Source organism: Larkinella soli (assembly GCF_003703975.1).
Taxonomy (GTDB): domain Bacteria; phylum Bacteroidota; class Bacteroidia; order Cytophagales; family Spirosomataceae; genus Larkinella; species Larkinella soli.
This window is the reverse complement of record NZ_QTJY01000018.1, coordinates 23,991-46,760: the sequence shown is the minus strand read 5'-3', so window position 1 is coordinate 46,760 and position 22,770 is coordinate 23,991. Positions and strand designations below refer to the sequence as shown.

16 protein-coding genes are annotated in these 22,770 nt (G+C 57.5%); 11 read left to right on the top strand and 5 right to left on the bottom strand.

Annotated elements, in window-relative coordinates:
* Positions 1–169 precede the first annotated feature (169 nt).
* The 3 genes from DX909_RS24635 to DX909_RS24625 all read left to right on the top strand — a co-directional run bounded on the left by DX909_RS24635 (position 170) and on the right by DX909_RS24625 (position 8,076).
* On the top strand, positions 170–5,626 hold the full coding sequence (locus DX909_RS24635; protein WP_128547903.1) for an Ig-like domain-containing alpha-2-macroglobulin family protein: 5,457 nt from the start codon (positions 170–172) through the stop codon (positions 5,624–5,626).
* Between the two features lie 212 nt (positions 5,627–5,838).
* Positions 5,839–6,039, top strand: a complete 201-nt coding sequence (locus DX909_RS24630) for a hypothetical protein (RefSeq protein WP_128547902.1) — start codon at positions 5,839–5,841, stop codon at positions 6,037–6,039.
* Positions 6,040–6,162: 123 nt separating this feature from the next.
* Positions 6,163–8,076: a glycoside hydrolase family 9 protein gene (locus DX909_RS24625; RefSeq protein ID WP_128547901.1), complete on the top strand. Its 1,914-nt coding sequence runs from the start codon at positions 6,163–6,165 to the stop codon at positions 8,074–8,076.
* Between the two features lie 19 nt (positions 8,077–8,095).
* On the opposite strand, the gene DX909_RS24620 is transcribed toward DX909_RS24625, so the two are convergent.
* The gene (locus DX909_RS24620; protein ID WP_128547900.1) at positions 8,096–8,395 is read right to left on the bottom strand and encodes a hypothetical protein; all 300 of its coding nucleotides are present in this window, start codon (positions 8,393–8,395) and stop codon (positions 8,096–8,098) included.
* 67 nt (positions 8,396–8,462) lie between these two features.
* Here DX909_RS24620 and DX909_RS24615 point away from each other — a divergent pair, with 67 nt between their 5' ends.
* From DX909_RS24615 to DX909_RS24600, 4 genes are all read left to right on the top strand, one after another.
* The gene (locus tag DX909_RS24615) at positions 8,463–9,275 is read left to right on the top strand and encodes a polysaccharide deacetylase family protein (protein ID WP_128547899.1); all 813 of its coding nucleotides are present in this window, start codon (positions 8,463–8,465) and stop codon (positions 9,273–9,275) included.
* 249 nt (positions 9,276–9,524) lie between these two features.
* Positions 9,525–12,356: a TonB dependent receptor gene (locus tag DX909_RS24610; RefSeq protein WP_128547898.1), complete on the top strand. Its 2,832-nt coding sequence runs from the start codon at positions 9,525–9,527 to the stop codon at positions 12,354–12,356.
* Between the two features lie 21 nt (positions 12,357–12,377).
* Positions 12,378–13,124: a GLPGLI family protein gene (locus tag DX909_RS24605; protein ID WP_128547897.1), complete on the top strand. Its 747-nt coding sequence runs from the start codon at positions 12,378–12,380 to the stop codon at positions 13,122–13,124.
* Between the two features lie 145 nt (positions 13,125–13,269).
* Positions 13,270–13,881: a hypothetical protein gene (locus tag DX909_RS24600; protein ID WP_128547896.1), complete on the top strand. Its 612-nt coding sequence runs from the start codon at positions 13,270–13,272 to the stop codon at positions 13,879–13,881.
* Positions 13,882–14,364: 483 nt separating this feature from the next.
* Here the strand turns inward: DX909_RS24600 and DX909_RS24595 are convergent, their stop codons facing one another.
* Complete coding sequence (locus DX909_RS24595; protein WP_310589878.1) at positions 14,365–15,045, bottom strand: S24 family peptidase; 681 nt, start codon at positions 15,043–15,045, stop codon at positions 14,365–14,367.
* 153 nt (positions 15,046–15,198) lie between these two features.
* Here DX909_RS24595 and DX909_RS24590 point away from each other — a divergent pair, with 153 nt between their 5' ends.
* The 3 genes from DX909_RS24590 to DX909_RS24580 all read left to right on the top strand — a co-directional run bounded on the left by DX909_RS24590 (position 15,199) and on the right by DX909_RS24580 (position 17,880).
* Entirely contained in the window at positions 15,199–16,293 is a 1,095-nt protein-coding gene (locus tag DX909_RS24590; protein ID WP_128547894.1) for a DNA polymerase Y family protein, read from the top strand.
* Positions 16,294–16,398: 105 nt separating this feature from the next.
* Positions 16,399–16,956, top strand: coding sequence for a thioredoxin family protein (locus DX909_RS24585; RefSeq protein WP_128547965.1), 558 nt, complete (start codon positions 16,399–16,401; stop codon positions 16,954–16,956).
* A 126-nt stretch (positions 16,957–17,082) separates the two neighbouring features.
* Positions 17,083–17,880, top strand: a complete 798-nt coding sequence (locus DX909_RS24580) for a transglutaminase domain-containing protein (protein ID WP_128547893.1) — start codon at positions 17,083–17,085, stop codon at positions 17,878–17,880.
* Here DX909_RS24580 and DX909_RS24575 read toward each other — a convergent pair.
* The 3 genes from DX909_RS24575 to DX909_RS24565 all read right to left on the bottom strand — a co-directional run bounded on the left by DX909_RS24575 (position 17,877) and on the right by DX909_RS24565 (position 21,340).
* On the bottom strand, positions 17,877–19,733 hold the full coding sequence (locus DX909_RS24575) for a glycoside hydrolase family 2 protein (protein ID WP_128547892.1): 1,857 nt from the start codon (positions 19,731–19,733) through the stop codon (positions 17,877–17,879). The two genes, DX909_RS24580 and DX909_RS24575, sit on opposite strands and share 4 nt — an antisense overlap.
* Positions 19,734–19,853: 120 nt before the next feature.
* Entirely contained in the window at positions 19,854–20,666 is an 813-nt protein-coding gene (locus DX909_RS24570) for an alpha/beta hydrolase (RefSeq protein WP_128547891.1), read from the bottom strand.
* A 53-nt stretch (positions 20,667–20,719) separates the two neighbouring features.
* Entirely contained in the window at positions 20,720–21,340 is a 621-nt protein-coding gene (locus tag DX909_RS24565; RefSeq protein WP_128547890.1) for a fibronectin type III domain-containing protein, read from the bottom strand.
* A gap of 227 nt (positions 21,341–21,567) precedes the next feature.
* On the opposite strand from DX909_RS24565, the gene DX909_RS24560 reads away from it, so the two are divergent.
* Positions 21,568–22,626: a hypothetical protein gene (locus tag DX909_RS24560; protein WP_128547889.1), complete on the top strand. Its 1,059-nt coding sequence runs from the start codon at positions 21,568–21,570 to the stop codon at positions 22,624–22,626.
* Positions 22,627–22,770: the final 144 nt, after the last annotated feature.

Here is a 22,770-nt window from a genome sequence, read left to right as displayed (position 1 = left end):
CAATAAATTGTATAAGCCGGCTGCGGAATCGCGGTCGGCTTTATTGTTTCATGCCGCTCACGAAAGGGCGGCTTTTTTAGTCGACGGGATTATTGATTAATAGCAAAGGTTTTTCAACCTTAGGCCCGGTATTTCCTGTGCCCTTTTCTACCGTACCTTTTCCGCCTGTATGAAACCGCTTCTGCGTCTGCTGCCCGCCGTTGGTATCCTGCTTCTGTTTTCTACCTGCTCCCGACTCAGCAACGACGTCCGCGTCATCAGCCGGAATTTTGAAGACGAGGTGGCCCGTACCCAGAACCTCGTGTTTACGTTCAGTAAGGACCTGGTGCCGGCGGGGCGGCTCAACGCGTGGGACTCCACCCGCTACGTGTCGTTCGAACCGGCCATTGCAGGCAAGTACAAATGGACGGCCCCCAACGAACTGGTATTCTCTCCCACTACCGCCCTGAAACCGGCGACGGAATACCGGGCCGAACTGACCGACGCCCTGGTCGATGCGGTGAGCGACCGCAAGTACGGCATCGACCGGGAAACGATCACCTTCCACACGCCCTACCTCCAGCTGGTCGATACGGAATTCTGGTGGACGCGCTCCCGCGAAACCGGCCGGCCGGTCGCCAAAGCCCGGCTGAACTTCAACTACCCGGTCAGCGGCAGTGAACTGGCGGGCCGGCTGAAACTTGAAACCGAAGACCCCCAAACCGCCCTGACGACCCAGATCAGCCAGGCCGCTCCCGGCGAAACCGTTCCGGTGACCCTGCCCAACGCCCCGGCCTCCCGTAACCCCGCACCGGTGGCGGTCCGGATCGAAAAGGGGCTTAAAATGCAGAATGCAGCCTTCGTGACGCAGGAAGCCGTCGAGCAGAAAACCGCCCTGCCCTCCCAGTATGCGCTGGAGATCGTGGACGTCAAAACCGGCTTTGAGAACAATGAGGGCGTCATCCGGGTCGTCACGACGCAGGAACTGCAGGCCGATCGCATCAATGAATACTTTACGCTTTCCCCTGAAATCGAAACGCGAACCGAACCCACCGACAACGGCTTTCTGATCCGGGGAAATTTCAACGAAACCGAAACCTACGTTCTCACCCTGACCAAAGCCGTCAAAGGGGTGCTTGGGGCGGCACTGGACGAAGAAGTCAGCCGGGATCTGTTCTTCGGAAAAATGCCGGCGGGTATCGCGTTCGTCCAGAAAAAAGCCCTGTATCTGTCGTCGAAAGGCGCGAAGAACATCGGCGTCAACATCACCAACGTCCCGCAGGTGCAGGTGAAAGTCGCCAAAGTCTATGAAAATAATATCCTGAGTTACGTCCGGACGGGACGGTATGAAGAGTACGGCGAGGTCGACGGCAGCTGGCAGCCGATGGGTTCTTATGTCTATTATGAGGACGAACAGCAGAACCACAGCGACCTCATCGTCGACAAAACGGTTTCGACGGCCAACCTGCCGAAGGTCAGGGGTGCATCGGTCCTGAACCTGTCGCTGCCGGATCAGAACAGCCTCCGGGGCATTTATCTGGTGACCGTCAGCTCGAAGGAACAGGCCTACATGGGCGCGACCAAACTCGTCTCGGTGTCGGACGTCGGGCTGATCGCCAAACAGGGCAGCGACGAAGTCTGGGTATTCGCCAACTCGATCAAAACCGCCGAATCGCTGGCGAACGTCGAGGTCAGCCTGGTCAGCAGCAATAATCAGGTGGTCGCCACGGCCCAGACCAACGGCAAGGGCGTCGCTCATTTTGAGAAGCTCTCCGAAAAGGCCCCCGGTTTTAAAGTCGCCCTGATCACCGCCCGGACCGGCGACGATTTCAATTATCTGCTTCTACAGGATACCCGGGTCGAGACCTCCCGCTTCGAGGTCGAGGGGAAACGCGACAATCCGTCCGGTTTCGATGCCTTCGTCTACGGCGACCGGGACATTTACCGCCCCGGTGAAACGATGCACTTCAACACCGTCGTCCGCAACCCGGCCTGGGAAAGCGTCGGTCAGATTCCGCTGAAAATTCGCATTCTGACCCCCAACGGAAGGGAATACCGCGTGTTTCGCCAGAATACCAACGAACAGGGCGCCGTCGCCACCGACGTCCCGATCGACCCGGCGGCCGTCACCGGCACCTATGTCGCCGAAATCTACAACGCCAACGAGGTCCTGCTGGCGTCGCGCAACCTCAGCGTGGAGGAATTCATCCCGGACCGCATCCGGGTGGAGGCCCGCACGGAGCGGGACGCCTACCGAACCGGCGAAACCGTCACGATGACGGCTACGGCCACCAACCTGTTCGGGCCGCCCGCCACCGGCCGGACCTACGAAATGGAATTGCAGCTGAAACCCCGCGCCTTCACGGCTAAGCAATTCCCGGAATATACCTTTGCGATTGAAAACAATACCTCCTTCGAAAAGGAACTGCGCCAGGGCGTCACCAACGCGCAGGGGCAGGCCGTCGAACGGTTTCCGGTTTCGACCGGCTACCGAGACATCGGGGTGCTGGAAGGCCGGCTGTTCGTCACGATCTTCGACGAAAACAGCCGTCCGATCAACCGGGTGAAACGATTCGACGTCTTTACGCAGGAAACGTTCTACGGCGTTCGGCTGGCGGATTCCTACGTCGGCACGAACGCTCCGCTGCCCGTCGATCTGATCGCCGTCGACCGGAACGGGGCTTTAGGAAATGGAGCTACGGCGCGGGTAGAGGTGGTCCGGATGGACTACCAGACCGTCATCGAGAAGCAGGACGACCAGCTTCGGTACGTGTCGAAGAAACGGGAGAAAGTCGTCTACGTCAACAACCTGACCTTCGGCGACGGCAAGGCCCGGATCCGCTATGTGCCGACGGTTTCGGGCGAATACGAAGTCCGGGTTCGGCGGCCGGGGGCGCCGGGAGAAGCGGCTCCGGGCTATACGGCGGTTTCATTTTATGCCTATGGGTACGGCACCACCCAGAGTTCGTCGTTTGAAGTCAGTTCGGAAGGTCAGGTTCTGATTCAGCTGGACAAAACGCAGTATCAGGCCGGGGAGAAAGCCAAAGCCCTGTTTAAAACGCCCTTCGACGGAAAACTTCTGGTGACGCTGGAACGAAACCGGGTGCTGGAAACCCATGTGCTGGATACCGACGCCAAATCCGCCGAACTCAGCTTCGGTCTGAGCGACGAGCACCTGCCCAACGTTTACGTCACGGCTACCCTCATCCGGCCGCTCGACGGCGCCAACCTTCCGCTGACCGTCGCCCACGGCTTTGCCTCGGTGCCGGTGGAGGACGCCGACACGAAACTACCGGTGCAGATCACGGCCGCCGGCCAGTCGCGCTCGAAAATCAGACAGCGCATTTCGATCAAAACAGCAGCCAATGCGGAGCTGACCGTGGCCGTGGTCGATGAAGGCATTCTGCAATTGAAGAACTTTCAGACACCGGATATGCACGGCTTTTTTTATCAGAAGCGGGCGCTGGAGGTCGGCAGTCATGATCTCTACGCGTTTCTCTTTCCGGAATTGTCCATTGCCGGAAGCTCCTCGACGGGTGGTGACGGTTACGAATTGGGCAAACGTATCAACCCCCTGAGCAACGGGCGCGTCAAACTGGTGGCCCTGTGGAGCGGTATTCTGAAAGCCGACGGCAGCGGGGAAGCTTCGTTCGACATTGCCATCCCGCAATTTTCGGGCGACCTGCGCGTCATGGCCGTGGCTTATAAAGGAAAAGCCTTCGGCTCGGCTTCCAAGAACATGAAAGTGGCCGATCCGATCGTGATCAGCACCGGCGCACCGCGCTTCCTCAGCCCCAACGACGAACTGAGCCTGCCCGTCACGATCAGCAACACCACCCAAAAACCGGCCACGGTGACGGCCTCGCTCAAACTTTCCGGCCTGCTCCAGGCGGCCGGTTCACCCACGCAGCAGCTGACCATCGGCCCCGGCCAGGAAGCGCGGGCCGCCTTCGCCGCCAAAGCCGGGTCGGCCATCGGGACCGGTAACATTACGGTTTCCGTCCGGGGGCTGAACGAAACCTTTACGGAAAGCACCGACCTGACCGTCCGGCCGGTGACCTCCCTGCTCAAAACCGCCCAGTCGGGCGTGGTGGCGGCCGGTCGGTCGCAGACCATCGACCTGACTAACGCCTTTATGCCGGGTACTGTCCGGAGCGAACTGGTGGTCAGCCGGTCGCCGATGATCCAGCTCAACCGGGAGTTTTCCTACCTGCTCGGCTACCCGTACGGGTGCATCGAACAAACCATATCGAAGGCTTTCCCCCAGTTGTATTTCGCGGAGGTCATGAAAACCATCGGGAAACCGGGCACCTACTTCGTGCGTTCGGGACAAAGTGACCTGAACCCCACCTACACAGTGCAGGAGGCCATCCGGCGGGTGGAGTCGATGCAGCTGTTCAACGGGGGCTTCAGCATGTGGCCGGGCGTGGCCGCGGCCGGGTCGGCCGAGCAGGAAGACGGCTGGGCGTCGGCCTATGCGGTTCATTTCCTGACCGAAGCCCAGCGGGCCGGTTTTGAAATCAGTCCGGCGGTTTACGCCAAAGCCGTGGACCGGCTCAGCACCCGCACCGGCACCCCGGCGACGGAAGATGAAGTGGTTTTTGACGAAACCGGCGGCCGAACCGTCCGGAAAGTAGCGAGCCGGCAAACGATTTACGGCCTGTACGTGCTGGCCCTGAGCGGTCAGCCGAACCGCCCGGCCATGAACTATTACAAGCAGAACGTCGCTCAGCTTACATCGGACAGCCGGTATCTGCTGGCCTCGGCCTTCTTCCTGACCGGCGATGCGCGGAGCTACAACGCCCTGCTGCCCAAAAAATACACCAACACCACCAACGTCCGGCAGTCCGGCGGGAGCTATGCCTCCCCCATCCGGAACCTGGCGCTGGTGCTGAACACCCTGCTCGAAGCCGACCCCGACAACCTTCAGATTCCGGTGCTGGCCCGTCAGCTCTCCCAGGCGCTGAATACCGGCTCGTATCTGAACACCCAGGAGTCGGCGTTTGCCGTGCTGGCCCTCGGAAAGGTGGCGAAAAAAGTGGCGACGTCGACCGCTACCGCCACCCTGACCGCCGACGGAAAGCCCCTCGCTCCCTTTACCGGAAAAGACCTCCGGCTGACCGGCGGCATTGCCGGTCGAAAAGTTACGCTGACGGCGCAGGGCAGCGGCAGCCTGTACTGGTTTACGCAGACGGAGGGCCTGAGCGCCACCGGCACCTTTACCGAGGAAGACGCCGGGCTGCGGGTCCGGCGGGAGTACCTGACGCGCGACGGGGTGCCGGCTTCCTCGTTCCGGCAGAACGACCTGGTGGTGGTGCGGATCACGCTTTCCGGTGAAACGGGCGTGCCGGTCGATAACGTCGTGGTGACGGACATGCTGCCCGCCGGCTTCGAGATCGAAAATCCGCGCCTGACCGAACCGCGCGAACTGCCGTGGGTGAAAGGGGCGGCCACGCCCGAACACTTCGACGTGCGTGACGACCGTATTCATTTTTTCACTTCTGCGGGAGCAACCGCAAAAACATTTTACTACCTCGTCCGGGTAGTTTCGAAAGGCCGCTTTACCAGGGGTCCCGTGTCGGCAGATGCGATGTATGACGGCAGTTTGCGGAGTTATTCGGGCCGCGGCACCCTAACCATAAACTAACAAAACAACTCATGACCGAGCGAATTTCGTCGCGTGGTAACCATAAGTAGAAATTGCCGGGTAAATTACCGTGCCATCCGGGCTTCAGAAGCAGACTATTGAAACGCTTTTTAACTGATTAAAAGCGAGTTAATGGCAACAATCTGTTTAAACGGGTTGGAACATGCCCAATTGTACCGTACCTTTGTACCAACGAAAAGTTAAGTAACCTCATGCAATATAATCGCTTCTATCTCCTGTCGAGCATGATGGGAGATGAACTGTATAAAGAACAGTCTTCCCCCAATAAGCAGAAATTCGAAGAGAGCCTGGAAAAGCGTTTCAACCTTCTGTATCAGAAGCCGTTAGATCAATATATTCGGAGCGGTATGCCCTGGCTGCGGATTCTGGAGATTCTGGAACGTCGCTTCTGATTCTTTCGGTATTTCTGTCCATAAACGGGTAGCCCACCTCATCCATCGGTTCCGATGGCGGGGTGGGCTAATCTGTTCAGGGTGGTGCCCTCCCAACCGTTAAAAATTGTAACTTGCCGGTCGATGAGAATTTTTCTGTTTGCCTGCCTGGTTGCATGGATCGGGGCCTTCAGGCCCACCGTTGAAGAACAAGCCTGGATACGAACCAACCTGCTCGGATACCGTCCCGGAGGGCCGAAAGTAGCCGTTTGGGCGGGCAAAACCGAAGAAGCGGTTCATCAGTTCCAACTTGTTGAAGCCCAGACCGGTAAAGTAGTATACGAAAATACGGCCGGGAAACCGTTCGGCGCTTACGGCCCGTTCGTGCAGACCTACCGGCTGGATTTTTCGGCCTTCCGCAAACCCGGCCGGTATTACCTGAAAACCGGCACGCAGCAGTCATCGGAATTCCGGATCGCCGACGACGTGTATCACGGGGCCGCCGACTTCTGCCTGCGCTATATGCGGCAGCAGCGAAGCGGTTACAACCCCTACCTGAAAGACTCCTGCCATACGCAGGACGGCTACACCATGTACGGGCCCATGCCCGACAGTACCCACATCGACGTCTCCGGAGGCTGGCACGACGCATCCGACTACCTGCAATACGTAACCACTTCGGCCAACGCCACCTATCACCTGCTGGCGGCCTACCGCGATTTTCCGAAGGTGTTTGCCGACAACCACCAGTCCAACGGGCTGGAGGGCGCCAACAGCCAGCCCGATGTGCTGGACGAAGCCCGCTGGGGGCTGAACTGGCTGCTCAAAATGCACCCCAAAGACGACTGGATGTTCAACCAGCTGGCCGACGACCGTGACCACGCCGGTATGCGGATACCGAAGCAGGACAATTTCTACGGCAAAGGCTTCGAACGGCCCGTCTACTTCGCCACCGGGCAGCCCCAGGGCCTGTTCAACCACAAAAACCGGGCGACGGGCGTAGCCTCCACGGCCGGGAAGTTCAGCAGCGCATTTGCCCTGGGCTATCAGCTCCTGCGCCGGAAGGACCAGGACTACGCCGAAACCCTGTGGCAGCGGGCCCAGACCGCCTATACGCTCGGTTTGAAGAAACCGGGTGTCAGCCAGACGGCTCCGGGCCGGTCGCCGTATTTTTATGAGGAAGACAATTACGTCGACGACATGGAACTGGCGGCCGTCGAATTATACAACGCGGCCCGGTCGCGGGGTCTGAAAGCCGCCGATTACCTCAACAGTGCCTACGCCTACGGCCTTATCGAGCCGGTGACGCCCTGGCTGGGGTCCGATACCGCCCGGCATTATCAGTGGTATCCGTTCATCAACATCGGCCATTTCGAAGTCGCCAAACGGCTGACCGACTCCCGCAAACAGCATCTCATCGGCTTTTACCGGGACGGCATCGAAAAGGTATGGGCCAGGGCGCAGAACAACGCCTTCTACCGGGGCGTGCCGTTCATCTGGTGCAGCAACAACCTGACCACCTCCTTCGCCATCCAGTGCTACTGGTACCGGAAACTGACCGGTGATAACCGCTTCGCTCCACTGGAACAGGCCTGTTTCGACTGGCTGTTCGGCTGTAATCCCTGGGGTACGAGCTTTGTCTACGGGCTTCCGGCCGGCGCCGACACACCCGCCGACCCACACTCGGCCTTTACGCATCTGAATAATTATCCGATCGACGGCGGACTGGTCGACGGCCCGGTTTACGGCCGTATCTATAAAAGCCTGCTCGGGATTCAGTTGAAAGACGCCGACGAATACGAGGCTTTCCAGAGCGACCTCGTCGTCTACCACGACGACTACGGCGATTACAGCACTAACGAGCCGACCATGGACGGTACGGCTTCGCTGATCTACCTGCTGGCGGCCAAAGAGGGTGAAACGACGGCGGCTGCCGAGAAGGCGCCGGTGGCGGTGAGGAAAAAAGCGCCGGTGAAGAAGAAAACGGTCAGACGCTCGTCCGGACGGAAAAAATCGACGGCCCGGCGGTCGTCTTCGAAAAAACGAAGAAGGCGGTAGAACGCTTCGGCGGAACCGGTCAGAACAGCACCTCGATGCCGAAGTCGGAGATCTGTACCCCTCCGGTGGACGAATGCCGGTTGCGCACCTCGTTGGCAATGCGCTGGATGATCTCGGCCCGCCGGGTCGTGGCGTTGCGGGCGCCCGAACTCCGGCAGTAGGCCGCCCACTGCCCATCGCCCGGAACGAAGATATACACGGAAGTCAGCATACGCTCGTAGGCAAACCGTAACGACAGCAGGGGTTCACGGTAGCTGATCCAGCCGGACAAACCGGTCTGTTCCATCTCTACGGTGTAATTGGTCAACGGCGTGGCCATAATCGTTCGTGCAGCCCAGGGGTTCATCAATGTCAAACGGATTTCTATGAGGTAGTTTTTCTGCGATATGGTGCTGATCTGGATGTTAATTCTTCGCTGGGGTGTGGTTTCCGCCGAAGCGGATTTCTGCAAAGATGCAGGCCGGCTCCCGGACGTTGCACGGGCCGACACAATCCGGAAAAAATTTGTTTCGCACCGGGGCGCCCTGATCCGGGGCGACAGCAGCCTCCGCCGACTGGCCCTCGTTTTCACGGGTGACGAATACGCCGACGGCGGCCCGGTCATCCGGCAGACCCTCCGACGCCGGAAAGTGCCGGTTTCCTTCTTCTTCACCGGGCGGTTTTACCGCAACCCGGCTTTCCAAACGCTGATCCGGGACCTGCGCCGGGACGGGCACTACCTCGGCGCCCACTCCGACCAGCACCTGCTGTACTGCGACTGGACCCAACGCGACAGCCTGCTGATCGGCCGCGAGCAGTTCCGGGACGACCTTCGCCGGAATTACGACGCCATGCGGACCTTCGGCATCCGGAAAGAGGAGGCCCGGTTTTTTCTGCCGCCCTACGAGTGGTATAACGATACCATCTCGGCCTGGACCCGGACCGAGCAGCTGGAACTGATCAACTTCACCCCCGGTACGCTCAGCCACGCCGATTACACCACGCCCGACCTGAAGAACTACCGCCCCAGCCGCACCATTCTCCAATCCATATACGACTACGAACAACACCGGCCGGCGGGCCTGAACGGCTTCATCCTCTTGATGCACGTCGGCACGCATCCGGCCCGGACCGACAAGCTTTATGCCCACCTGGATGAACTATTGATCTACCTCAAAAAGAGAAACTACCGGTTCGTGCGGGTCGATCAGTTATTTTAGTTATCTTTCATACGATTGCCTGAAATGCGCCGTTTTGCCGATACCTGATGCAACGTTTCGTTGTATCCGATGTCTTTCCATCCAAAGTCAGCACCCTCCCATTTTTTGTATTCTTCCGGATTTCAATTAAAAATGAAATTTTTAACTACTTATATAGTTGCAACTATTAAAAATTGTTAACTTTCACCAACGGATGATAATTCTTTTCAATTTACCGCTTTCCAACACCAACCCCCTCCCTATTCCCCTATGAAAAACCTTTTCTCTCTGCTGTTGCTGGTCGTCTGCTGCTGCACGGCTTTCGCCCAGCAATCTGCCCGCGTAACTGTCCGGGGGTCCATTGTTGATACGGCCAGCGTCGTCATGCCGGGAGCAACCGTGATGCTCCTGACGCCCAAAGACTCGGCGCTGGTCAGTTTCGGCCGCACCAGCGACAAGGGTACCTTCGAGTTCCGGAACATGAAACGCGGCCCTTACATTCTGAAGGTTTCCTACGTCGGCTTCCTTCCTCTCCAGAAAGAATTTACACCCGATGCGGGCGACATAACCGATCTGGGTGCGCTGAAAATCAAGCCCATCCAGAAAGAACTGTTCGAAGTGGTGGTGAAGACCGCCCGCGCCCCGCTGAGCATCCGGGGCGATACCATCGAATACAATGCCTCTTCGTTCAAAGTCCCGCCCGGTTCGAGCGTCGAGGAACTGCTCCGCAAACTGCCGGGTATGCAGGTTGATCAGGACGGTAACATCAAGGCGCAGGGCCAGACCGTTCAGAAAGTGACGGTCGACGGCAAGCAGTTCTTCGGCGCCGACCCCAAGCTGGCGACCAAGAACCTGCCCGCCGAAGCCATCTCGAAAGTGCAGGTGTTCAACGATAAGACGGAAGCCGCCAAAACCACCGGCATCGACGACGGCAAGCGCGAAAAAACCGTCAACCTCGAACTGAAGGAAAGCCACAAGAAAGGCGGTTTCGGCAAGGTGACGGCCGGCATAGGCACCAAAGAACGGGCCCAGGTCCGCGGGAACTACAACCGCTTCAACCAGAAAGAGCAGTTTTCGGTGCTGGGCTTCGCCAACAACATCAACCAGACCGGTCTGTCGTTCGACGATTACCAGGACTTCCGGGGCAGCCAGTCGTTCAACTGGCAGGACAACGGGGATTTCGGGTTCAACTCCGGTTTCTACTACTTCGGCGGTGACGACGGCAACGGTATCGGGATTCCGATCAACGGCGGGAACAGCAGCAACCGGGGTTTCTCCCGCAACTATGCCGGGGGCGGAAACTACAACTACGACACCAAGAAGACCAAGCTCAGTTCGAACTACTTCTTCAACCAGACCGGCCAGACCTTCGACACCGACCTTAACAAGGAAACATTCCTGCCCAACGGGTCCTTCCTGACGCTCGAAAAAAGCAATCGGAGCACACTGAACAATAACCACCGCGCCAGCGCCCGCTTCGAGAAGAACCTCGATTCGCTCAATACGCTGGTTATCATCGGCAACGCCCGCTTCAACAACGGAACCGAGCGGTTCAGCAGCACGCAGAACTTCTTCCGGGGTATGAGCCGCGAGACGCCCAGCAGCCTGACCGAAATTAACAACCGGAACTCGTTCAGCGCCTTTCAACTGGCCTCGACGGCCATCTATCGGCACAAATTCCGGAAGAAAGGCCGAAACTTTGCCGCCAGCCTCTCCTACAACATCAACGATACCGACGGGTCGGGCAACCAGCAGTCGAACAACCGGTATTTCGACGACACGACCTCGACCGGCCCTCCGGCCTCCTTTCGGCTCAACCAGGACAACATGACGAGCAGCCTGCGCAACGAGCTGAAATCCAGCCTCGACTTTATTGAGCCGCTGTCGAAAACCGTCTCCTGGGAGACCTTCTACAACTTCAGCTTCCGGACCGACCGGGTCGACCGTGACGTGTTCGACGTCTCCGACCAGGGCCGTATCCGCAACAACAGCCTGAGCCGGTATTACACGAACGACTTCACGTATAACCGGATCGGGACAAGCGTCCGCTATTCCAACAAGGGGCTGAACGTCTCCGGCGGGCTGGCGGGGATGTGGTTCAATCAGGCCGGGCGGTTCGCTCCCGACCAGACGGCCTCGACCTTCACCTCCGTCAACCGGAGTTTCTTTTCGGTGGTCCCGAACGTGACGGTCTACTATAACATGAAGAACCGGAACCTGAACGCCAATTACAATGTCGATGTCCGGCAGCCCTCCACCGCCGACCTTCAGCCGGTAATCGACAACAGCAATCCGCGTTTCATCCGGGAAGGGAACCCCAACCTGCTGCCCCAGCTGACCCACCGGGTGAGCGCCGGTTTCAACACCTATAATCCGGGCAGTTTCGTTCACTTTTACAGCAACGTCAACTTCGGGTATAACATCAACCAGATCGTTTACAACCAGACGGTCGATGAGCGGCTGGTGACTACGAGCCGTCCCGAAAATATCGACGGAGGAAAGAACTTCGGCTCCTACCTCGGCTTCGGTTTCCCGCTGAAAAAGACCAAGGCCACGCTGAACGTCTACAGCTCGCTCAATTTCGGCCGCAACCCGACGTATATCAACAATGTGCTGAACCAGACCAATACGAACTATTACAATTTCGGCCTGAACCTCGATCTGACACCGAGCGAGAAGTTTACGCTGTATCCGAACTTCAACTGGAACCTGACCGATACGCGGTATTCGGTCAACAAAACTCAGAACCTTCAGATTTACAATTTCCGCTACGGCGGTGACCTCAACGTTCAGATGCCGGGCGGTATTTACTTCAACGGCCGGCTGAACTATCAGATCTACAAAAACGAGAAATTCGGCTTCAACCAGCAACTGCCCATTCTGAACCTGTCGGTGTACAAACTGTTCCTGAAAGACAACAAGGCAGAGGTCCGGCTGTCGGCCTACGACGTGTTCAACAAGAACCAGGGCATTACGCAGCAGGCCTATCAGAATATCCTCCAGACGGAACAGGTGCAGACGCTGGCGCGGTATTTCATGCTTTCCTTCACGTACAACGTACGCGGTCTTAAATCACAAATGCGCCGGAACAACGGCTGGTAAATTTAACTTCTTAATTCAGGCATGAAAAAGCTTTTGTTCTTTCTTCTGATTTTCGCCGGCATTCAGGCCCGGGCCCAGGAACTGCGGGGCGTGGTGACCTACGAATACAGCCAGGACTGGATCAAAATCGCGTCCCGTCTGCCCTATCTGAGTCTCGACCAGAAGGAACGCATCAAATCGACCTACAAGAACTACACCGGCTCCAAAAGCATCATGAAGCTTTACTTCAACGCCGACCAGAGCCTGTATTCGTATGAAAGCGACTACACCCGGAGCGAAGACGGCCGCTGGAGCTGGCGGAACAGCGACTACGTCATCCGCCGGGACTTCAAACAGGGCACCCGCACGGAAATCATCGAAATGCTCGGCAAGACCTTCATCGTCGAGGATTCGCTGGCCGAGCCGAAGTGGAAGATTCTGAACCAGTTGAAGGACATCGCCGGCCACGTCTGCATGAAAGCCGAAACCGACGACCCGATCAAGAGCCAGAAGATCACCGCCTGGTTTGCGCAGGACATTCCGGTTTCGGCCGGCCCCGAGATGTATTACGGCCTGCCCGGCCTGATCCTCGAACTGGACATCAACGACGGCGACGTGGTCGTGACGGCCACCCAGGTGGAACTGAAGGATGTGTCGAAGGAACTGGCGGCCGTTAAAAAGATAAAAGGCAAAAAGATCAAAGCCGCCGAGTACGACAAACTGCTAACCGACCATATCAAAACCGCCATCAAGGCTCAGGAGAACCCGTACTGGACGATCCGGTATTGAGCGTTAAGGAGTTTGGGGGTTTAAGAGTTGGGGAGTTGATTTTGTGGAACCTGCGGAGTCCGTCCCCGGACTCCGCAGGTTTTTTCGTATTCGGCCGTTCCTTTTCCGGCATCGGCTCGTCTAAATAAAAAAAAGCCGGATGCCCATGTATGCCTTACGCCTTCCCCTGCTTCCCGGACACTATTATCACATTTTCAATTTTCATAACAGCGAGGAACCGTTATTCCGGGAAACGGACAATTACATCTTCTTTCTCAGGAAGTATGAGGAATTCTGTCGGCCGGTTACCGATACGTTTGCCTATTGCCTGATGCCGTATCAGTTCCATTTTTTCGTCCGCATCCGGCCAACCGCCGACCTTTTCCGCCAGTTCGGAATCAAAGACGGTTCCCTGCGCCCCTGGGAAGTCGACGATGTCCTGAACGTTCAGCTGAGCCGTCGGTTTGCGAACCTGTTCAATTCATATGCAAAGGCCTATAACCGGCGCTACGGACGGCAGGGCTCCCTGTTCACCGATTATTTCAAAAGGAAGGAAATAGACGCCAAAGCCTGCCGCCGGAGCCTGATTCGGGACATGCATCTTCAGCCCGTCGCGCAGGGCCTTTGCGGAACCGCTTCGCAATGGCCCCACTCCTCCTGGCCCGTATTGAGTTCGGATCAGCCCACCTACCTGTGTCGTGACGAGTTGCTGGAGTGGTTCGGGGGCCGGGATGCCTTCCTCAGCTTCCATAGCCAGCCCCCGCCCGTAACCATATAGCGAGTGGTTTGGGAAAGGTTTTTGCTTCCAGGCCGGATGGTCCTCCTGGGGAACAAGGGCCATCCGACCACCCCCCAGCCCCCTCCTTGCTAAGGAGGGGGAGAGCGCTGCCAGATTCAAATCCTGCGGAGCCACCCCCTCCTTAGCAAGGAGGGGGCTGGGGGGTGGTCAGGCTGGGCACGGTTTGTCATCCCGACGCAGTAGAGATTTTGGGCTTCGTCGGTCACAATGATTAGTCAACAGAACACAGGGTCTCTCCTGCGTCGGGATGATAAACCGCTTCCCCAAACCACCTCTCAGCAGGTGGCCTCCGAGTCGCCCCGACTCTCGATCTGCCGGCTGATTCAGGTTTCCTATCCCGTTGATTTAAAACAAAAAACCAGTCAGGTTTTAAAACCTGACTGGTTTCGTTCAATACCAGTTTCAATTCGATTGATCTTAAGCAGAAGGCAGGGGTTAGGGAATCAGGTAAAAAATCCCGGCTTACTCCACCGGAGAGTCGATCACGCGAACGACCTTCCAGATGCCGCGAATGTCCTTGAGCGGAATGGTAACCGTGCCGCCGTTCGGATTGTCGGAGTGCAGCGTCAGCCGCTGCTTCGTCAGCAGTTCGTTGTCCTTGATGCGCTTCACGACAAAAAAGTCGCGATAGATCACCGCATAAATACCCCCGGACTGATACTCCCAGTTACTGGGGTCGACGAGTACGGCCAGCACCTTGGCTCCGTTGGCCAGTTGGGGGCTCATGCTGTTGCCGGCTACCTCGATCACCACTACATTCTTATGGTTCCCGACCACATCGACCGGAACCCGGTAGATTTCCAGCTGGTCCATGCTCAGCCCTTCGATGTAGGTTTCGATAAAGCTGGCATAGAAGCGGGTCGGAACGAAGGGCAGATCCGTATACCGCACCTGAAGCTCGATGACCTTTCCGTTGGGTTCGGGTTCGTCGAGCACCGGCCGCTGGCCCCGGAGCAGAAAATCGGCACGCACCTGCGGATACTGCTCCAGCAGGCGCATAATCGTATCGTAAGAGGGTTTGGCCCGTCCGTTCAGGATATTATAAAATTTGGATGAGTTCTCACCCAAATCCTTGGCTGCCTGATAAATACTAATCTCCAGGGCATCAAATACCTGCCGCAGCCGTTCCTGAATCGGCTCCAAACCTTCTTCAATAGTTTTTCCCGGTTCGTTAAACATAATACAGCTATTGGCTTTTATAATATAAGTAAAATATATTGTGATCAAATTTACTAAAAATTCCGTCAGATTGGTAACAGCCTGCCAGAATTATATCACACCGATTCCAGAATTTTTATGATGCGGTTGGGGGAGAATACGGAACCGACGGTTCTCTATGTGAAAATACCAAGCTTTCCCGGGCGTTTGGAGGGGCAAACCGACCAGAAGACACTGATCGAAATGCTGAAAGAATTTTCACCGGACGTATTTCCCGCCGGGGCGACGGGGGCGGTCGTGGACCTGGGTGCCTGCCCGGTATTGTTTCCGGACGGCAACGCGACGGCTCTCCGGATTCAGAGAGCCCTGTCCGAAAAAACCGGAAACCGGTTTCGCGGGTCGATCGGGCTGGCGCCGAATATTTTCCTGGCCAAGCTGGCGGCCGGGCTGGGCCGGCCGGGCGCCATGATCGTCCTGACGCCCGACACGATCGAGGATGTGCTGAAACCGCTGCCGCTGACCGGTCTGCCCGGCATCGATGACGCCATGGCCGACCGCCTGCGGCAACACGGCATCCGGACGCCCCTCGATCTACGGTCGGCCTCGCCCGAACGGCTTCAGACCGAATGCGGGAGCCTGATCGGGTGGCACTGGCATATGCGGCTGAATTTCAGCGGAGAAATCGACCTTGAAACGCGCCCCGACCGAACCATGCAGGCCCGGCGCACCGTTCCGGCCGAACTCCAGGGGCTGACGGGCCTGCTGCACGAACTGCTGGAAACCCTTTGTCTGACGCTCGAACGGCGGATGGTACGGAAAGCCGTCTTTTACCGGAAGGCGGTCATTCAGTTCCGGTATCTGGACGAAAAACAGTATACGGACGAAATCCGGCTCCCTGAACCGGGGCAGGACGGCCTTGAACTGTACCGGATAATTCGGGATCGGATGGAACGATTTGAGAAAACCGGGCATACGGAGCCGGTATTCGGCGCTCCGCTAAAGTATCTGAGCGTTACCGTGCAGCGGTTTATGCCGGCACAACTGGTTCCGTTCAGCCAGTTTGAGAACGACACCCGGAAAAACCGGCTGCGGCAGGCTTTGTACGAAGGGAAAGCGCGTTTCGGAGCCGACAAGCTGCTCCGCGCGGCTGAACTGGGCCGCCACCCCACCTACCGCGACGCTCCGCCCCCCGGCACGATCCGCGAGCTGGACGACGACCGGAATCCATTTTAAATCGTTACTATTGCGGGTTTTCGAAGTCCAAATAAGAGGTCGGAAATCCGGCTGTGGATCCAGCGGTTTTCTGCGTATCTTTCGTTATTCAAAAAAGCGCCAATGATGAATAAGCTGTTTTCCCTCGTTATCCTCCTTCTGGTGGTCACCGGCGGTCTGGTTTCGTTTCGGCCACAGCCGACGAAGGAGGAAGGCAAAATCAAATGGCTGACCATCGAGGAAGCCTTCGCCCTCAACCAGAAGACTCCCCGGAAAATGGTCGTCGACGTCTACACCGACTGGTGCGGCTGGTGCAAGGTGATGGACCGCAAGACGTTTTCGAACCCGGCCGTGGCCGATTACATCAACAGGAATTACTACGCCGTCAAACTGGATGCGGAACAGAAAGCCGACATCGTTCTGGGAAAAGACAAATTTGTGTATGTCGGGCAGGGCGGCCGGGGGTACCATCAGCTGGCCGCAGCCCTGCTGCGCAATCAGCTGAGCTATCCGACGGTGGTGTTTCTGGACGAAAAATTCCAGGTGATACAGCCGGTGGCCGGGTTTATGGAGGCCCCGGTTTTTCACCAGGTTATTACCTTCTTCGGCGGTGATCATTACAAAAAGGAGCCGTTCGAGCAGTTCAAAACCTCGACCTACGCCCAGAAATACGCAACGAAATAACCCAATCGGCCTGACTTTCCGTCTTATACGGCAACAATTCGGGAAGGAAGCGAGTTAGGAAGCAGAGCAGCGCGATCGCGCTGCTCGTTTTGTGCAAACCTGATTGATCTATCCCGTTTATCCATTATGAAACTTTACGCCGGCTGCGAACTCCAGTACGAAGTTCCTGCCCCCGTACCCGTCGTGCTGATGCTCCGCCCCCGCTCCGGTGCCGGGCAGTGGGTTCTGTCGGAAGAATATCTTCTGAAACCGGGCATTCCTGTCGTGGAGTATACCGATCTGTACGGCAATCTTTGCCAGCGGCTGCTGGCCCCGGCCGGGTCGTTCACTGTCCATACCGCCGTGGTAGCCGAAACCGCCGACGTCATCGATACGGCCCCCGGTGCGCCATTCACCCCCGTTCAGGACCTGCCCCCCGACGTTCTGCATTATCTGCTGCCAAGCCGCTACTGCCAGTCGGACCGCCTTGGACCCCAGGCTCTCGACATTACGGAGGGCTTCACACCCGGCTACGACCAGGCCGAAGCGATCCGGAACTGGATTCATACCCACATCACCTACCAGTACGGTACCAGCGATGCGACGACATCGGCCGTCGATACGGCCGAAAAACGCATCGGCGTCTGCCGGGACTTCGCGCACCTCGGCATTGCGCTTTGCCGTAGCCTCAGTATCCCGGCCCGCATGGTGGTCGGATACCTTTACCGGCTCGATCCGATGGACCTGCATGCCTGGTTCGAGGCTTTTGTCGACGGCCGCTGGTATACCTTCGACGCCACCCAGGAGCAGCCGCGGGGCAACCGGATCGTGGTGGCCTACGGTCGAGATGCCGCCGACGTAGCCCTGGCGACGCAGTACGGCCCCATGACGCTGAAAGGAATGAAAGTGTGGGTGTCGGCCGAGAAGGTCACCGAACCGGTTTAACCGGTCGTGGTTTCGGCAGGCTGCCTTTTCGGAGACGCGAGCAGCCCTTCCGGCACGGTCAGTTCACCGGTATGCGGATCGATCAGCCCGTTGCGTTCCTCCTCAATGTTGGTGGCCTGGGTGTAGACGTCTCCGGCGATGGACCGCCGGCGCAGTTCTTCCTTGAACATCCGGATCCGCTCCGAACGGTCTTCCGACTCGGTCGGCCCGCCATAATCGGCAAAACCGAAGCCGCCCCACTCGCTGACGACCAGCGGCACCTGCCGACGGTAGAAGAACGGGTCACCTACCACCAACGGAAAGGCCGCTACTCCTTCGATGTCCCCCTTGGTGAGGCCGTCGAGCAGTTCGCGCCAGCGAGTCAGATCGGGCGTATAAAGGTGAGCCGTCAGCAGATCGGACTTCAGCCGGCCTTCCAGGGAAACATGGTGCCAGCCGTCATTGTCGACCACCAGAAACTGCGGGTGGTTGATCTGCATATAGTGGTACATTTCGACGATGTACTGCCGGGTTTCGGGGTTGGACGCGATGTCCTGCGCCCCCCAGTCCTCGTTATAGAGGCTCCAGATGACGATGGACGGGTGCGTTTCGATCAGAGCCAGCATCCGGAGCATTTCGGCCCGGTGGTTTTCGCGGCTGCGGTGGCTCGAACTGTGCGGACTCGGCACCTCTACCCATAACAGCAGCCCCAGTTCGTCGGCCAGGTTATAGATGCGGGGATCGACGCCGGCAATATGTACCCGGACAAGATTGCATCCCAGTTTCTGCATGGCGTAAAAATGCCGCTCCATCTCCTGGTAGGTGGCCGTACCCGGCTGGTACAGAATGCCGTCGAGGTAGATCGGCTTTCCGTTCAGATAGACGCAGCACCCCCGGGATTCCACTTTCCGGAGACCGAAGTGCGCTTCGATCTGGGAAGCATGACCGTCGGAGTCGATCAGCTGGGCCACCAGCCGATACAGGTGCGGATCGTCGGGCGACCAGAGACGGGCCTTCGGTACTTCGACCACCACCCGCTGGTTTTTCTGACCCGCTTCAAGCCGCAGCGGGAAATCCGATACCGCCACCGGTTCGACGGGGTGCCCGTCGCGCTCAAAAATCTGAAGCCGGAGGGTGTAGCTGCCGGGGTCATGGACGCGGGTGGTGAGGTTGAACCGGACCAGCTCGTCCTCCACGATGCTGACGACGCCCACCCGGGAGCGCAGCCGGTTCCGTTCCACCGTTTCCAGCCAGACGCTCCGGACGGCACCGGTGTAAGTCTGGTACCAGATGCCTCCGCGTTTGTAAACGTGCGACTCCTGCTTGCCGCGCGGAATTTCGGCGTCCATGGTGTCGGCAATCCGGACGGTCAGCCGGTTGACGGGCTGGAGGCAGTCTTCCTCCAGTTCGTACGAAAAGGAGGTATATTCCCCAACGTGGGTTTCATCGCCCTCGATGGTTTTCAGCGGTCGGCCGTTGAGCCAGACCCGGGTTTCATAACCGCAGGCGCCGAAGGTGAGCTGGTGCATGGCTTTCGGGCCGGAGTCCGGGTCTTTCGCGGGCAGCGTAAACTCGCGCTCATACCATACGACGATTTTGTCCTGCCAGCCGAAGGCTTCGGAGTCTTCGCGGCCGGCCCGCATATGGTCTTCCACGGCACCCGGCCAGTGGGCCACGTCCTGGTAGTCGTGACCCAGATACCATTGTTCGAGCAGACCGTGATCGTCGGGATCGACGGCAAAACGCCATTCGCCGTCGAGGAGCATATACGAATTTGGTCGCAGAACGGCCCGGGGCAGCGGGTTGGAAGCTTCGGTGATGACGGGTTTCTTCTGGCTCTCCGTCAGGTTAAAATTACATTGAGTCGATTGCATCGGTGAACGGGGTAGTAGCCGGAACAGCCCTTCCGGCCATTCCGTATTCATGTGCATAACGGAATAAACCACGAAAAAAGGTGTGGGTTTCGGAATCTTACGAAAGAGCACGGTTTCCGGTTACTGCCCGAAGCCTTTGGAGAAAAAAAGCAGATGGTATTCGACGTTGCTGCGCCAGTACTCCCAGGTATGCGCTCCCGGCCGCTCGACGTAATCGTGGTCGATTCCCTGACCCACCAGTTTCTGATGCAGGCTGCGGTTGACGTCGAAGAAAAAGTCCTTGATGCCGCAGTCGATCAGCAGGCGCAGGTCGCCGTTGCGGAGGCTGTCCGTCTGGTTGATGACGGTATGGCGATCCCAGTTTTCGGGATGGGCCGCCAGTTCGCCCAGCGATTTTTTAATTTCCCAGTTGTTGGGAAAAGGCCGGATATCGACGCCCCCGCTCAGGCTGGCGGCCTGTCCGTAGAGGTCGCGGTGCCGGAGGGCCAGATACAAGGCGCCGTGTCCGCCCATGGAAAGGCCGGTGATGGCCCGGTGCCGGCGGTCGGCCAGGGTAGGGTAGCGGGCGTCGACGAAAGCCGGCAGTTCGCGGGTCATGAAGGTCTCGTAGCGGACGGCCGGGTCGAGAGGGCTGTCGAAATACCAGCTGTTGCGGCCGTCCGGACAAACGATCAGCACACCGTAGCGGTCGGCGAGGGTGGTGAGTTCGGGTACTTTCGTGATCCAGTCGCGGTGATTACCGCCGTAGCCGTGCAGCAGGTAGACGACCGGGAAACGGTCCGTAGAGGAAGCCGAATGTCGGTCGGGCGAGATGACCACGCAGGAAACCGCACGGCGCATGGCCGGGCTTTCCACCTGAACGGTATCGACCCGGCCGGCCCGGGCGGAAAACCAGGCCGGCAGAAGAAGCAGGGCAACGCACAGAAGGCGCATAAACGAAAAAGGAGGGTTTGAAAGGGTTGAAGCCTCCAAAAATACGGTAATTTTTACGTCACTACGCTGCAAACTTCCTCGGAAAATACCCGCACGGGATGGCTGCCGACCCCGGCGACCCGGAAAACATACTGTTTGCCGCTGGTCAGGTTATCGATCTTTGCCTGGGCCCTGAAGGATACGAAATTGACCCAGTCGCTGTCGGAACGGACCGGCAAAGAGGCATACTGAAACAGGTAGTTGACGGCGCCGTCGACGCCCTGCACACTCAGCCGGACACTCCCCTGCCGGTTGCCCGGCTCGACCCGGAAGTTTTGCGGCCGGGGCAGCGGCTCAATCGGCCAGGGTATTTTCGACAGGTCGAAGCCGGAGGTCAGGAGCACCTCGCGTTTGCCGTGGCCGGCGACCTGCACGTAGAGAGCCAGCAGGTTCAGCTCTCCTTCGAGCTGGGCGCGCTTCTGACGTTTGAAGCTCAGGTCTTCGGGCGAGCCGTCGATGGCGCTGATCAGGGCGGCACTGTAGGCGTCGAGCGTCGCGCGGATGTCGGCCAGCGAGGGAATCGGCCTGGGAAAAGCGGGATTGTCGGTCAGGCAGGAGAGAATGTGTCGGGCCTTGTGCTCAAGTTCGCGTTCGCGGAGCCGGGAAAAGCCCGTAGCGATTTTAGCGGTGTTCATGGATTTCAATCGGTCCTGTTGACGATCAGTGCAACGGTTCTGGTTGCCCCTCAACTACTAAGACTTGAAACCCTCGAAAAAGTAACACCTTTATTCATTCATAACCAGCCGGATTACAGGTAAAATACGGCGGGAAAACGGGAGATTGCCCGTGTTGGGACGACCGCGGTTTCATTAACTTTCTTCCATTAATCTTCATTGCCTGACGGGCTTATATACAGCAGATTATGAGAGAAGATATTTTTGAAAGAAAGCTGATTGCACTCATTCCGCTCTTTCTGGTGGTTGTTCTCATTGGCCTGTACGGCTATTATTCCGAGAAATACATTTACAGGAAGCTGAAACCGTCACTGCTTTATACGCTGGATGAGAAATTGAAATATCCATTGAAGAACCAGGGTATCCATAAACCGTCGGCAGCTTATGTTCAGGGCGACAGCATTTCCCACCGGATGACAAGTGCCACCATTGTTTCCCAGCGGTTTAACGGAAGATTGATCTGGGTTTTTTCAGTGGCCGTAAACACGTTTATCTGCGTTTGTATATCCTTCGTCATCCTGTTCTTATTGTATGTCGATTCGTCCGACCGAAAGCGTTTCCTGGTAAAGTCAGCAGGAATCGCCGGTGTTTCGGCCGGCGTCGGTGTCGTTTTATATTATTTTTATGGAGGTCATTTGTACCTGATCGAAGAAATTATCAGCCAAAGCATCGCCCATCGCTCGAAGGAATTTAATTTCTCCAATATCATGGAGTCCATGCGGTTGGTAAACTCATTCACTTATGGAGTTGCCCTGGCAGTTATTCTGACGGTGACGATTTTCATCTGGCCCAGACAATGGGTCAATAAGGAGTATGCCTTTCAGTTAAAAGCAACGAACGAGCAAATCCGATATTTAAGACTTTTTCTCTATTGTGCTACGGCCCTATTGATTGCCGGTGTTCTGCGCCAGAGCGCCACCCTTACCTGGACTTATGCCTATATACCGCATGGAGCCAGGGATTTAAGCGTTCCTGCCAAGGAGTTCGGCAAAGTATTTACGGCCGTAATCGGCGGATTCCATACCCTGGTTCTTGCGGCTCTGTATTTGCCGGCCGCCTACATTCTGGATGAAAAAAGACGAATCATCATCGTTCGGGGATTCAGGGAGCCGGAGAGGTCCGCCCTGTTAAAGGAGCAGAATAACCCTTCCTTTTTTTCTTCCACGCTCCCCCGAATACTGGCCGTGCTGGGGCCTATTCTGGCCGGGCCGGTCTCAGACATTCTGAAAGGTATTTTAGGAAGTTAACTGAAATCGGCTGGTGTCTGTCAGACAGGCAACCGGTCCCGGAGGCTACAGGGGCCGTCGGAAGAAGGCAGGAAGGAAAGCGATCAAACATTCCCCGCAAACAGAAGGTTGGCTTCTCAGCAACGTCTTTCCGCTCCGGATCTT

Bases quoted from the DNA above. Each gene is read 5' to 3' on its own strand.
- DX909_RS24615 (WP_128547899.1), top strand. From the start codon at position 8,463: ATGGTGCTGATCTGGATGTTAATTCTTCGCTGGGGTGTGGTTTCCGCC.
- DX909_RS24620 (WP_128547900.1), bottom strand. From the start codon at position 8,395: ATGGCCACGCCGTTGACCAATTACACCGTAGAGATGGAACAGACCGGT.
- DX909_RS24605 (WP_128547897.1), top strand. From the start codon at position 12,378: ATGAAAAAGCTTTTGTTCTTTCTTCTGATTTTCGCCGGCATTCAGGCC.
- DX909_RS24565 (WP_128547890.1), bottom strand. From the start codon at position 21,340: ATGAACACCGCTAAAATCGCTACGGGCTTTTCCCGGCTCCGCGAACGC.
- DX909_RS24635 (WP_128547903.1), top strand. From the start codon at position 170: ATGAAACCGCTTCTGCGTCTGCTGCCCGCCGTTGGTATCCTGCTTCTG.
- DX909_RS24580 (WP_128547893.1), top strand. From the start codon at position 17,083: ATGAAACTTTACGCCGGCTGCGAACTCCAGTACGAAGTTCCTGCCCCC.
- DX909_RS24575 (WP_128547892.1), bottom strand. From the start codon at position 19,733: ATGCAATCGACTCAATGTAATTTTAACCTGACGGAGAGCCAGAAGAAA.
- DX909_RS24570 (WP_128547891.1), bottom strand. From the start codon at position 20,666: ATGCGCCTTCTGTGCGTTGCCCTGCTTCTTCTGCCGGCCTGGTTTTCC.
- DX909_RS24585 (WP_128547965.1), top strand. From the start codon at position 16,399: ATGAATAAGCTGTTTTCCCTCGTTATCCTCCTTCTGGTGGTCACCGGC.
- DX909_RS24625 (WP_128547901.1), top strand. From the start codon at position 6,163: ATGAGAATTTTTCTGTTTGCCTGCCTGGTTGCATGGATCGGGGCCTTC.
- DX909_RS24560 (WP_128547889.1), top strand. From the start codon at position 21,568: ATGAGAGAAGATATTTTTGAAAGAAAGCTGATTGCACTCATTCCGCTC.
- DX909_RS24630 (WP_128547902.1), top strand. From the start codon at position 5,839: ATGCAATATAATCGCTTCTATCTCCTGTCGAGCATGATGGGAGATGAA.
- DX909_RS24600 (WP_128547896.1), top strand. From the start codon at position 13,270: ATGTATGCCTTACGCCTTCCCCTGCTTCCCGGACACTATTATCACATT.
- DX909_RS24610 (WP_128547898.1), top strand. From the start codon at position 9,525: ATGAAAAACCTTTTCTCTCTGCTGTTGCTGGTCGTCTGCTGCTGCACG.
- DX909_RS24590 (WP_128547894.1), top strand. From the start codon at position 15,199: ATGATGCGGTTGGGGGAGAATACGGAACCGACGGTTCTCTATGTGAAA.